The organism is Infirmifilum lucidum, from assembly GCF_014876775.1.
Taxonomy (GTDB): Archaea; Thermoproteota; Thermoprotei; order Thermofilales; family Thermofilaceae; genus Thermofilum; species Thermofilum lucidum.
In genome coordinates this window covers 1,479,581-1,491,315 of the sequence record NZ_CP062310.1, presented here as the reverse complement: position 1 = coordinate 1,491,315, position 11,735 = coordinate 1,479,581, and the positions used below count along the sequence as shown (strand labels likewise).

Below are 11,735 nucleotides of genomic sequence, written 5' to 3'. Positions count from 1 at the left end.
ATTTCTAGTAGGAGTAGCCCCATAGAGTTGGTGTATTGCATGAGCTACTCTAGTGTCGGCAAACGCTTAAGGCTTAAGAGGATACTGCCCGACGGCAAGAGCTTGATATTCGCCTTCGACCACGGAGTAGAGCACGGGCCAGCAGACTTCCCAGGCGAGACTATTGATCCGAGGAAGATACTCGAGAAAGTCGTTGACGTGGTCGACGCCGTGATGCTCCTACCCGGGATGGCCTATCTCACGAGCGAAGTGTGGGCCGGTAAGGTTCCCCTGATAGTCAAGGTTACGAGCAAGACGAGCCTGAGGCCCGAGGAGGAGAAGCTCCTGCAGAGCCAGTTCGGCTGGGTGGAGGACGCTGTGAGGCTGGGGGCTGACGCCGTCGCGGCGACAGTCTACTGGGGTAGCAGATACGAGGACCAGATGCTGAGGCAGTGGTTCGCGGTCAAGCGGGAGGCTGAGGAGTACGGTCTACCCTGCCTACAGCTCTCCTACCCCAGGGGCCCCGCTATAAAGAACATGTACGACGTCGAGGTCGTCCGCTACGGGGTTAGAGCCGCAATCGAGAGCGGCGCAGACCTCATAAAGACCTACTACACGGGTAGCACTGAGACCTTCAGGGAAGTGGTCAGAACCGCGTCTGGAGTGCCCGTACTCATGAGTGGGGGTGCCAAGGCGAAGACGCTTCTCGACTTCCTCTACGTGGTGAAGAGCGTCATGGATGCCGGGGCTCAGGGCGTTGTTGTGGGCAGGAACATTTTCCAGCACGAGAACCCCCGCGGGGCGGCTAGGGCTATCTCCGCCGTAGTCCACGGGGGCTTGTCGCCGGAAGAGGCTTTGAAGAGGGCTGAGTAGGAATGTCCCAGGGCCTCTACGACGTGGTCACCGTAGGCCACATCCTCCTCGACTTGAGGTTCTGCGTCGACCGCTTCGCGACGCCGGACAGGGAGAGCGCCATAGTCAGCCAGAGCCACGGTGTAGGCGGCTCTGCGGCGAACGTCGCTATTGGCGTGAGGAGGCTCGGCGGCAGGTCAACGGTCATCGGGAAAGTCGGGTTCGACGACTTCGGTAAAAATGCTCTTGAGGATCTCGTCAGGGAGGGCGTTGACGTCTCGAACGTGAAGATACAGGCTACGAACGGTAGGACGGGGTTCACGATAGTAGTTATCGACGCGACAGGGCAGATATTAATGTACGGCTTTAAGGGGGTTGCAGAGGAGCTCCTGCCAGAGGAGGTTAACACTAACATCTTTGACAGAGCGAGGGCCGTCCACATTGCAAGCCTTAGGCTCGACACGGCTACGCACGCGGCGAGAGCCGCACGCGAGAAGGGAGTCTTCGTCTCATGGGATCCGGGCAGGGTTCAGGCCAGGCTGGGTCTCGAGAAGCTCAGGCCTATAATCTCCCTTGCTGACCTCGTTCTGCCAAACGAGGTCGAGGCACGAGAGATAACGGGGGAGGAGGACGTAAGGAGGGCTGCGGACGTGCTCCACGAGGCTGGAGCCAGGATAGTGGTGGTCAAGCGCGGGAGTAGGGGCGTCTACGTCTCTACGCGGGACGAGGAGTTCGAGGTTCCGGCGTACCTGCCGGGTAAAGTCGTGGACACGACTGGCGCTGGCGACGCCTTGGCGGCCGGGATCCTCGTCGGGTTGAGGAGGTTCCCCTTGCGCGAGGCAGTGAGATTCGCAACAGTTGTCGCGGGGATAAAGGTCACCAGGCTCGGATCCCACGAGATACCGTCGATGCAGGAGGTCGAGGCCGAGCTGAAGAAGATAGGCTTCAGCACTAAAGAATAAATTTCCCTTCTTCTAATTCTACGGCAGGTGCCATATGGAGCCGCAGGCAGGCCTAGCGGAGAAAGCTAGGGTCTACGCCCTGGACGAGCTCTTCGATTCAAGGCTCTACCGTGCCATGGCTGAGCGCGAGCGCGACCCTAAAAACAGGGCTGTCCTACTCAGGATGGCTGAGCAGGAGTACATGCACTACGAGTTCTGGAAGAAGTTCTGCGGGGACGCCGAGTTGAACCCTAGGGACGAGCTCAGGCTCAGGCTCTTCATGCTATCCTCTAGGATCCTCGGTAAAGTGTTCACAATAAAGTTCCTGGAGAGGCACGAGAAGAGCGTAGTAGCGGAGTACACCGAGATTCTAGAGTCTGGGGCTCTAAGCGGGGAGGACTCCGCAGAGCTCAAGAGAATAATCGAGGACGAGAAAGAACACGAAAGCGCCCTCGCAGACCAGATCGAAGAGTTCGCAGTGAGACACTTGGGTGCAATAGCCCTCGGGATGAGCGACGCTATAATCGAGCTCTCAGGCGTCCACGCGGGCTTCCTCGGGTACACTTCCTCCTCGGTATACACGGGGATTGCCGGGCTCATAGTAGGCGTGAGCGCGAGCATGTCCATGGCGGCTGCCGCCTACCTCCAGTCGAAGCAGGAGAAAGGGAAAGCCCCGGGCGCGACCGCAGCAGTGACCGGGGTCATGTACATGTTGACCGTGATCCTCCTGACTGCACCGTTCCTGCTCGGCCTGCCGATACTCAAGGCGCTGACGGCATCGCTCGTGCTGGCATTCATAGTCCTAGCCTTCTTCTCGTTCTACAGCTCCGTCGTGATGGACAGGGCGTTCGCTCGAGACTACCTGGAGAACGTCGGCGTAATATTCCTGGTCGTGGTCATAGGCTACTTATTCGGCGAGCTCGTGAAGAAGCTCACCGGGATAGCCGTCTAAGGCATGAGCTGCGAAGTGAGAGTAGACTGCCGGGGCAGAGCCGGGTTCTGCGCGAGGTGCTGCACAGAAAACCCCATCGTGCCGCTGCTAAAGGAGGACGTCGAGAGGCTCAAGAGGCGCCTGGGGGGGACATCGAGGGGTTACATCACGTGGGTCTACGGCGTGCCTGTACTCAAGACCGCCGATAACGCGTGCATGTTCCTGGACAGATCTACGGGTGCCTGTAAAGTGTACGAGGACAGGCCTCTGGCGTGCAGGCTCTACCCACTCGTATACTCGAGGGGGAAGTGGGTCTACGCCGACCCTAAGTGCCCTAAAGCTGGCACGATACCCCTTGACGTGCTCGTCAAGTGCGCGTCACTCGTCGAGAAGTTCCCCGAGATGCTTGAGAAAGACTGGAGCCCCAGGCGAGAGCCTAGACCCTCACTACAAGCTCGTCCAGGCTTTTCCTCGGCCTCTGTGGAGGCTTCTCCGCTGGGAAGCCAACCGGGAAAATGGCTATCGGGTAGAGGTTGTCAGGCGCCCCCAGGATCCGGCGGATCTCCTGGACAGCGTTAAGAGTGTATACCCAGACCGTAGCCAGGCCTACGCAGTGAAGGGCTAGCCACAGGTAGGTTGCCGCGATAGAGCCGTCTACGACGTGGGACTCGGGGGAGACCGAAGAATCCGAGAACACTACTATTGCGAGCTGGGCGCCCTCTATGGGCTTAGACCACCTGTGTATCTTCGCTAGCTCTGCAAGCTTGGCCTTATCACTGACCACGTAGAACTTCCAGGGCTGCCGGTTGTGCGCGCTGGGGGCGAAACGCGCGATGTCGAGTGCCTTCTCGACGAGCTCCTCTGGTACAGGTTCCTGCGAGAACTTCCTGACACTCCTACGCGAGAGGAGGAACTCTCTGCAATCGTGCATACAAATAACTCGAATAAAGACATATAGATTTAATCCATGTCCCAGTTTGAAAGTGCTTCCGGACTTGCAGCTCCCCTAGCCCTGGCAGAGCCTTATATACCCTGGTCTCCCGTATACAGTCCTTGATGTCTGGGCGCGAGTTCCCTACTTATGCCATCGCTGGCGTAAGCGCCCTAGTCATACGCAACGGGCGGATTCTACTGGTTAAGAGGGGCGGCCAGCCCGGTGCTGGCCTCTGGGCCCTGCCTGGCGGTGCCGTAGAAGCTGGCGAGAGTGTCGCCGAGGCCGCTACTAGGGAGCTCCTGGAGGAGACGGGTCTCTCGGCCCCCGTGCTCGGCGTCGCGGGTGTGGCCGACATCATCGTCCGGGAGGGTGGGGGTGTTAGGTTCCACTACGTCTTGGTCGCCGTGGCTTTCGACTCTTCAGGGCTCTCGGGGGAGCTCAGGCCGGGCGGCGATGCCGTAGACATTGGGTGGTTCGAGATGAGGGAAGTCGTCGGGAGGAGCGACGTTGCCAGGTCTACTAAGATGATTGTTGAAAACGTGATGCGTAACGGTCTAAGGTACGTCCCTATTTTTGGCTGAAAAGTGTTAAATAGTATGTTGAAAAGTATTTAGTGATGCTGGCAAAGAATCCTGTCGAGCTACCCGCTAGGAAGGTTTTCTCAAAGGAGGAACTCGCCCAGGCTTTGAGGCTTGCCATTATAGCGGAGCTAGACGCCATAAACCTCTACGAGCAACTCGCAAGTGCGTCAGACGACCCCCTGGTCAAGAAGGTTTTCCTGGACGTGGCTAAGGAGGAGAAGACCCACGTCGGCGAGTTCCTGTCCCTCCTCAAGAAACTAGACCCCGAGCAGGTTAAAGAGCTCGAGAAAGGGGAGAAGGAGGTTAAAGAGCTCTCCGGGGAAAAGTAACTATTTTTTCTTTCTCAGACTCACTGTTGTAGAGTTGAATACTGGGCCTCCCCCTATAGCCTGCGTCTCGGTGCTAACCAGCGCGTTTTGGGGGACTCCGTTAAGCCCTACGAGCTCCCTAGGGGACCACAAGACGCCTCTCGGGACATCGCTAGTTATGCGGACTCTTAGCTCAACTGAGCCGTTCTCGTTGTAGACTTCAACAGTGTCGCCCTCCGCCAAGCCCATATCCTTGGCGTCATCGGGGTTCACGTAGACTACGGGGGGTATCTCGCCGTACACGTCGCGGAACTGCGTGTGAGTGTAGAGCGAGTGAGCTGTGTTGAGGAGTATGAAGCCCTTGTCGGGCTCCCTGTGTACTGGGAGGGGGCTCATGCCCCGCTCGGCGGCTGTCGTTGAGTAGAACTCTATCCTCCCACTCGGCGTCTGGTACTCTCCGAGGGGCCTGTACTTTAGCCTGAGAACCTTGCCTTCCAGGAGGTCTTCAAAGCTTCCCTCGAGAGCCCCTTCTAGGGCCTCTTTTAGAGCTTCAAGGGGATCCGCACAGACGTCTCCTACACCTAGCTTCTCGGCGAGCCTACAGGTGAGCCAGACCTCATCTCGCGACTCGCCGAGCGGCTGGATTACTCTGCGGGAGTAGATGACGTAGCTGTGGCTATAGGGTATGACTACGTCCTCCTTCTCGTAGAACGTCGGCGCGGGTAGTACCACGTCCGCGAGCCTCGCTGTCTCAGTCCAGTGGGTTTCGTGGACTACGAGGAAGACGTCCTGCCGGGTAAGCCCTCTTACGAGCTTGTCTGCTCTGGGGAGCGTGAGCACCGGGTTGGAGTTGTAGACGTACACGAACTTGAACTCGCCCCTCTCGACGAGGTCTGCGAGCGCGACTTGGCTGACTACCCTTGACGGCTTGTACTTGTCCTCTAGAGTCAGCCTGTCTACTCTCACGTAGAAGCCCCTGCTGTTCGAGTAGTAGAAACCCCTATGAACCCCCACGAGTGCCGGGAGCAGGGAGACTGCCCTGGTGGTCTCGGCTCCGTTCCTGCTCTTCTGAACCCCAAACCCTATGAAAGTTATGCTTGGCTTTAGCGTGCCGTACGCCTCGGCCAGGCTCTTAACATCGGCTGCCCGGACGCCTGTAACCCGTTCTACTCTCTCCGGGGTCCACTTTAGGGCCTCTTCTCTGAAGGCCTCGAAGCCGAGCGTGTACTTCGACAAGAACTCCAAGTCTGCAAAGCCGGACTCGATTATCTCCCGGGCTACTCCATAGGCCAGGGCTACGTCTGTACCGGGCCTCGGCTGCACCCATAGGTCGCTCCTCTTAGCCGTCTCCGACATCCTGGGGTCGACGGCTACGATCTTGGCCCCTTTACTCTGCGCCTCTAGTGCCAGTCGCCAGAGGTGTACAGCGCTCACGGCAGCGTTAAAGCCCCAGAACACCAGGAGCCTGGACTCGGCTATGTCTTCGGGCTGCCTGCCATAACTCAACCCGTAGTGCAGCGATATTGCTTCGTGCCCGCTCTTGCTGCATATGCTGTAGTCTGTCCTGGCTGCACCTATCCTGTTCCACAGCCTCTGGGGGTAGTACCACGTCAACAAGCCCATGTGCCCCGCGTACTCAACGTGGAGGACACTCCCGGGCCCGTACTCTTTGATGACCTGCTCTAGTCTCTTGGCCACTACTTCGAGCGCCTCGTCCCACGTGACGCGCCTGAAGCTCGAGTTCTTGCCCTCGGGCCTTACGTGGGGGTAGAGCACTCTCTCCTTCGAGAAGACTCTAGCCTTATCGCCCCTGCCGCGCGGGCAGAGGAAGCCTTGAGTTATCGGGTTTAGGCTACTGGCTCTAGGCGTTAGCGTGTCCAGGTCGACGTCTATGAAGCAGGTGTCGTAGCAGTCCCTGGGACAGGACACTGTGACTGTCCTGCTGGAGCCCACTCCTTTTACGCCCGGTGGCCTGGCTAAAAAACTTACCTGCACGGCGAGTCCTGAGCCCAGCGGAGGGGGTCAGATGAGTATAATAACCCGGACACGCTTGTATCTCTGCATGGCGGCTATATCTAGTACAGCGGAGCTCATAGGCAAGACCCAGCTCCTCGAGGAGTCTTTTAGGAGGAACGAGCAACTGGCCAAGAGGATTGTAGACATCATACACTTGCGCTTCTCAGAGGTGAGGAGGGTACTCGGCATGGATAGGCTGAAGATAATGGACTTCTGCGGGACTCACGAGTGGACTATCGTCCACTTCGGCCTGCGCAGCCTCATGCCAGAGGGGCTCGAGCTAGTAGCCGGGCCGGGGTGCCCCGTGTGCGTCACGCCGTCTCGCTACATCGAGGAGGCTATCAGGCTGGCGCTAGACGGCGTGAGAGTGTACACCTACGGTGACACCTTCAAGCTGAGGACGATAAACGATGTCAAGGGCGTGTACTCGCTCGAGGAGGCGAGGACGATTGGAGGAGACGTGAAGATGGTTACAGGGCTCCTCGACGCGATAAGGGACGCCAGGAGGCACGGCAGGGACTCTGTGTTCCTGGGGATAGGCTTCGAGACAGTCGCTCCCGGCTACGCCCAGGCAGTGCTGAGCGGGCACGTCCCCGGGAACCTCAAGCTAATGAGCCTTGTCAAGCTCACGCCGCCGGCTATGTTCCACGCACTCGACGTCCTCCGCGAGAAGCCTCCGGAGCCGCCAGTCATGGGCGTAATTGCCCCCGGGCACGTATCCACTATAACGGGCGCTAAGGCCTGGGAGCCCGTCGCCGAGAACTACTCCATCCCCGTCGTGGTGTCCGGGTTTGAGCCGATAGACGTCCTCGCATCGATAGCCGAGGTTCTCAGGCAGCTCGTGGCGAGAGAGGCCGGAGTTAGGATTGAGTACACGCGGGCAGTAAGCTGGGATGGCGACCTCAAGGCACAGGCGATGATACACAAGGCTTTCTACGCCGTGGACGACGCGTGGCGCGGGATAGGCTTCCTGCCGCTGAGCGGGTTGAGGCTCAGGGATTCTTTCTCGGACATAGACGCGTTCAAGCAGTTCGGCGTACAGGAGCTCAAGCCCGAGGACTGGAGGAAAGACACGCCGCCGGGCTGCCGCTGTGCTGAGGTCACCCTGGGCAAGGCCAAGCCCACTGACTGCCCGATGTTTCTCAAGAAGTGCACGCCCGAGAAGCCCTACGGCCCGTGCATGGTATCCCTCGAGGGGACATGTGCTGTATGGGCCAGGTTTGGGGGCGGCGGGGTCGCGGACGAGATAGCCCGCGAGCTCGGACTAAAGTGAGCGCGAGCCCTCTCCACCACGGCTTGAAGTACTTGCTAAACGCTTATTACGTGGGTTGCGTAGAGTACATTGAGAGTGTCTGGGTTGGCTCTCGAGACGCCCCCTGAGCCCCTCGAGGTCAGAAAGCGGATACGCGAGCTCTACGAGGTTCTTTCCGGGCAACTCGGATCAGGGTCTGAGCGCGCAGCAGTGTGGAGTGGGAACCTCCTGGCGAGGTACCTCTGGGGCGAGTGGGGCGGGGAGCTCAAGAAGATGGGCTTCTCCTGGCCGACGTTCCTCTCAGCCCTAAAGGCGTATACAAGCCTGGTTGCCCGCTGGGCGATAACTGGGGATCTATCCTGGGAGGAGCTGGTGGACAGGATACGGGCAGGGCTAGCTTCCCGCACGAGAGGGGGGCTCGAGAGGTTTCTGTCCTAGCTCCTCTTAACAAAGCTCGCGATGAGCTCGCCGTACCTGTCGGGAGTGTAGATGTCTACTATCGACCCGCTGTGCATCCTGGCAACCCTGTTGCAGTGCCAGATTAGCTCTAAGTTGTGGGTAACCATGACTATCGTTATCCCCTTCTCTCTGTCTAGCTTCTTGAAGAGCTCTATTACCGCCTGCGAGTTTGCGGCGTCGAGGTTCCCCGTTGGCTCGTCTGCGAGCAAAACCTTAGGCCTTGCCACTATAGCTCTTGCTATGGCTACCCTCTGTTGCTCGCCCCCGCTCAGCTGGTTAGGGTACTTGTTCTCCACGCCCTCCAAGCCGACCATTCGGAGCGCCTCTAGGGCCATTTTCCTCCTGGCCTCTCTGGGGATCCCCCTCTTAATCAGCGGGAGCTCGACGTTCTCCACGACTCTGAGCCTCGGGACGAGGTAGAAGAGCTGGAAGACGAAGCCCACTGTCTCGTTCCTATACCTGCTCAACTCCGCGTCACTCCTCAGGGACGTGATTTCTACCCCAGCTACAACGATACTCCCCCTTGTCGGCCTGTCTAGACCACCCATCAGGTGCAACATTGTAGTTTTGCCGCTACCGCTCGGGCCTACTATTGCGAAGAACTCCCCCTGCTTCACGTTCATGGTGACTCCTCTAACAGCCACAACTTGCCCTGCCGACCCGTTGTATATCTTCCAGACGTTCTCGAGCCTTATTATCTCACTCATACCTGAGCGCCTCGACGGGGTTTAAGGACGAACCCCTCCTGGACGGGATGTATGCGGCCAGGACGTTCATGGCCAGTGGGAGTAGAGACGATACTGCCAAGACGTGGGGGGCGAGCGTCAGCCCTATCTCGAACGTAAACATGGGTATTTTCACCAGTAGGGATAGTACGAGAGATATTAGAACCCCACCGGCTATGCCTATGGCAGAGACTATAACTACCTCCAGCAGGAATATCAACAGTACGTCTCTACTAGTGTACCCTAGTGCCTTAAGTATGCCGATCTCCTTGGTTCTCTGGACAACGCTTATAGTCGTGCTGTCGAATATCCAGAGCGCTGTAACCCCTATACCTACAGCAGAGATCAGTGCTATAAACATCTGGAGTGCGTTTACTAGTGATGTAAACTGCCTAACCATGGCCGCTGCAGATATGACGTTGGAGCCTGGCGGTGCGAGAGCCCTTACTTCGCTCACTATATCGTCTAGCCTCTTCAAGTCAGACACGAGTATGATTACTCCGCTGTAGCTCCTCGAGTTCGAGATGTAAGTGAAGTAAGTAGAACTATCCATGTATATCTGGTTTGTCACAGCGTGGCCGCCCATTATGGTGGAGGTCTGCCTCATGAGCCCTACCACAACCAACGTGACGTCTTTCGAGCGCACGCGGACTATAAGGGGGGAGCCCAGGTCTAGGAGCTTCTGCCCAGTACTAGGATCCCTCCAGAGGCTGTTCGACACGAGGACACCAAGCCCGCTCGGCCTCAGCGACCCCTCCTCTACTGCTCGGCTCATGTCGGACACGCCCAGGTAGACTGGCAGGTGCTGGGGGTCTATAGCCACGATGGTTACGGGTTGCTCGCCCCCCGCTGTTATAACAGTCCCCGTTGCCGTCGCTATCCCGAAGGCGTCCCTTACGCCCGGCACCTTCTTGAAGTACGCTATATCCGCGTCTGTGAAGCCCCCGGCATACCCGCCCGTCACTATAATGCTGTTAGCCGCTATCGTCCTTTGCAGCTCTTCCACGAAGTTCTCCTGGAAGCTCTCGCCTATGCCCAGAGCAGCGCTGAGTGCGACGACGGCTATCATGACGCCGATGATTGCCCCAATAGCTCTCCCGCGCTTCTCCTTTATACTAGTCAGGGCGAGGTAGAGGTAGTCAGAGGGGTTCACCCGCCGGCACCCCTACTGCGGGTCTTCCTGTAGAAGTAGTACCCCCCTGCGGCCAGTAGAGCTAGTACAGCGACCCACAGGAAAACTCCCCCAGGAATGTAGGATCTACTCTTCAGAGTTTCGGGCGAGGCAGGGATTACTTCGACGACAGCTGTTCTCTCCACGTACGCTGTATTGCCGTAGGCATCTCTATACGTTGCCCTAAACTTTACCTCGTAGCTACCCTCCCTTGCCGCCTTGAACGTGAACGGTATGCTGGTGAGTACTTGGGGGTTTAACTGGCCCAGAAACGTGGAGGGAGACCTTGCGGGAGTAAGCCCCTCTGGGGGGTACGCCGTGACGTTGACAGCGTAGACCGGGTATGTCCCGTCGTTGATTAAGTTAACGGCGAACACTACGTTGGAGTCCACCGTAGCCCTGCTCGGGACGACCTCTATCGACGTTATCGATAGGCTCGAGCGCTGCAGGATGAAGAGAGTGAAAGAGCCTTGCGTAAAGGTAGGGCCGCTGCCCGGTATGTAGTAGATGGTCTGGTAGGAGACAAGCGTGCTGGCTGAAGCCGTGCTGGGTACATCTACGTGTACTGTGAAAGTCTTAACATCACCTGGCTTCAGGTCTCCAGAGTCTATGACTGCGGGGTTGATAGCCAGGGGGCTAGCCTGCAAGTTCAAGACGACCCGTAAATTCTTGGCCTCGACACTCCCAACGTTGACTACTTTGAGGGCCACCTCGCTACGGGTTCCCGCGACAACCGTGGCGGGGTCGGGGACAACTACTATGCTCTGACCAGGACTCGCGTACATCGGTACGTTGTATGACACTGTTTTGAAGTTCCCGGCACAGTCGACGTAAGACACTGTGACTGCGAGCGACGGGAAGCTCGACTGGGGTACGAGTTGGAGAGCTGCTGTGAAGCGTTTCCCGGGCGGGATCTCTCGTAGCTGGTACGATAGAGGCAGGGATGCGTTTATGAGGGTAGCGCCCTGGCCCGAGACTATAATCGTGACCTCCCTCATGCTCGAGGATCCACTGTTCAGCACGTCGAGGAGTACACTGTTGACAGAGTCCACGTATACTATCTGCGGGACGACGCCTACTCGCAAGTCTTCGAACCAGCAAGCCGTAACTGTAGCTTTTAGTGTAGAAGAGCCGCTCAACTGGGTGTTCATGCCGTACGCGTCGTCCCAACTGTCACTCCACGAGACTACGAGCTCTACGGGGCAACGAACCGTAGCCTTACTCGTGTCTACCGTAAACGAGGCAACTTTAACAGTGCCAGGCCTCCAGGAGCCGAGCTGGACAGGCTGATCCGACAGAACCGTCGCGTTACACTGGGGCTGCAGTGAGACAGCCGAGCCGAGGAGAGTATACCTCCCGTAGTAGGAAAGGGAGAGAGTTATAGTCCTCACTGATCCAGGGCCGCCCGACACAGCGACGGACTCCAAGTTGAACACGTAGACGTCCCCGCTTCTCTGGCTTAATGGGGAGGACTGGAGTAGCTGGGTGGAGTAGGTGGCCAGTAGGAGTACAGCAATAGCCGCGATGGAAACTAAACTCTTCCTCATTTGTTTGCAAGCAAGGGCTTGGGTGTACTTATGCTTATT

The 11,735-nt window shown here is 58.0% G+C and carries 12 protein-coding genes and 1 pseudogene; 8 read left to right on the top strand and 5 right to left on the bottom strand.

Going from position 1 to position 11,735, the window contains the following annotated elements; all coding sequences use genetic code 11:
- The first annotated feature begins 39 nt into the window (after window positions 1-39).
- From fba to IG193_RS09290, 4 genes and pseudogenes are all read left to right on the top strand, one after another.
- Window positions 40-852 carry a class I fructose-bisphosphate aldolase gene (gene fba / locus IG193_RS08410; protein ID WP_192818728.1) on the top strand — a complete coding sequence of 271 codons (813 nt, stop codon included), beginning with the start codon at window positions 40-42 and terminating at the stop codon, window positions 850-852.
- 2 nt (window positions 853-854) lie between these two features.
- Window positions 855-1,793 (top strand): carbohydrate kinase family protein, encoded by a 939-nt coding sequence (locus tag IG193_RS08405; RefSeq protein ID WP_192818727.1) that lies wholly within the window; start codon window positions 855-857, stop codon window positions 1,791-1,793.
- A gap of 34 nt (window positions 1,794-1,827) precedes the next feature.
- Window positions 1,828-2,724 (top strand): VIT1/CCC1 transporter family protein, encoded by an 897-nt coding sequence (locus IG193_RS08400; protein WP_192818726.1) that lies wholly within the window; start codon window positions 1,828-1,830, stop codon window positions 2,722-2,724.
- A gap of 3 nt (window positions 2,725-2,727) precedes the next feature.
- A pseudogene (locus tag IG193_RS09290) lies at window positions 2,728-3,024 on the top strand (YkgJ family cysteine cluster protein); the annotation flags it as partial.
- 115 nt (window positions 3,025-3,139) lie between these two features.
- Here the strand turns inward: IG193_RS09290 and IG193_RS08395 are convergent.
- Window positions 3,140-3,634: a nitroreductase family protein gene (locus IG193_RS08395; RefSeq protein ID WP_192818725.1), complete on the bottom strand. Its 495-nt coding sequence runs from the start codon at window positions 3,632-3,634 to the stop codon at window positions 3,140-3,142.
- A gap of 125 nt (window positions 3,635-3,759) precedes the next feature.
- Here IG193_RS08395 and IG193_RS08390 point away from each other — a divergent pair, with 125 nt between their 5' ends.
- Both IG193_RS08390 and IG193_RS08385 read left to right on the top strand, forming a co-directional pair.
- On the top strand, window positions 3,760-4,218 hold the full coding sequence (locus IG193_RS08390) for an NUDIX hydrolase (RefSeq protein WP_192818724.1): 459 nt from the start codon (window positions 3,760-3,762) through the stop codon (window positions 4,216-4,218).
- Window positions 4,219-4,253: 35 nt separating this feature from the next.
- Entirely contained in the window at window positions 4,254-4,547 is a 294-nt protein-coding gene (locus IG193_RS08385; RefSeq protein WP_192818723.1) for a ferritin family protein, read from the top strand.
- Here IG193_RS08385 and IG193_RS08380 read toward each other — a convergent pair whose 3' ends face one another.
- Complete coding sequence (locus IG193_RS08380; RefSeq protein WP_225876088.1) at window positions 4,548-6,479, bottom strand: molybdopterin-dependent oxidoreductase; 1,932 nt, start codon at window positions 6,477-6,479, stop codon at window positions 4,548-4,550.
- A 109-nt stretch (window positions 6,480-6,588) separates the two neighbouring features.
- Between IG193_RS08380 and hypD the strand changes: the two genes are divergently transcribed.
- Together hypD and IG193_RS08370 are read left to right on the top strand one after the other, a co-directional pair.
- Window positions 6,589-7,815, top strand: a complete 1,227-nt coding sequence (gene hypD / locus IG193_RS08375; protein WP_192818722.1) for a hydrogenase formation protein HypD — start codon at window positions 6,589-6,591, stop codon at window positions 7,813-7,815.
- A gap of 75 nt (window positions 7,816-7,890) precedes the next feature.
- Window positions 7,891-8,232 (top strand): hypothetical protein, encoded by a 342-nt coding sequence (locus IG193_RS08370; RefSeq protein ID WP_192818721.1) that lies wholly within the window; start codon window positions 7,891-7,893, stop codon window positions 8,230-8,232.
- On the opposite strand, the gene IG193_RS08365 is transcribed toward IG193_RS08370, so the two are convergent.
- Genes IG193_RS08365 through IG193_RS08355 form a run of 3 tightly spaced genes read right to left on the bottom strand, consistent with a single transcriptional unit; the run spans window position 8,229 to window position 11,696 of the window.
- Entirely contained in the window at window positions 8,229-8,960 is a 732-nt protein-coding gene (locus IG193_RS08365; RefSeq protein WP_192818720.1) for an ABC transporter ATP-binding protein, read from the bottom strand. The two genes, IG193_RS08370 and IG193_RS08365, sit on opposite strands and share 4 nt — an antisense overlap.
- The gene (locus IG193_RS08360) at window positions 8,953-10,131 is read right to left on the bottom strand and encodes an ABC transporter permease (protein WP_192818719.1); all 1,179 of its coding nucleotides are present in this window, start codon (window positions 10,129-10,131) and stop codon (window positions 8,953-8,955) included. Before IG193_RS08360 ends, IG193_RS08365 begins: the two co-directional genes overlap by 8 nt.
- Window positions 10,128-11,696 carry a COG1361 S-layer family protein gene (locus IG193_RS08355; RefSeq protein WP_192818718.1) on the bottom strand — a complete coding sequence of 523 codons (1,569 nt, stop codon included), beginning with the start codon at window positions 11,694-11,696 and terminating at the stop codon, window positions 10,128-10,130. Before IG193_RS08355 ends, IG193_RS08360 begins: the two co-directional genes overlap by 4 nt.
- Between the last annotated feature and the right edge of the window lie 39 nt (window positions 11,697-11,735).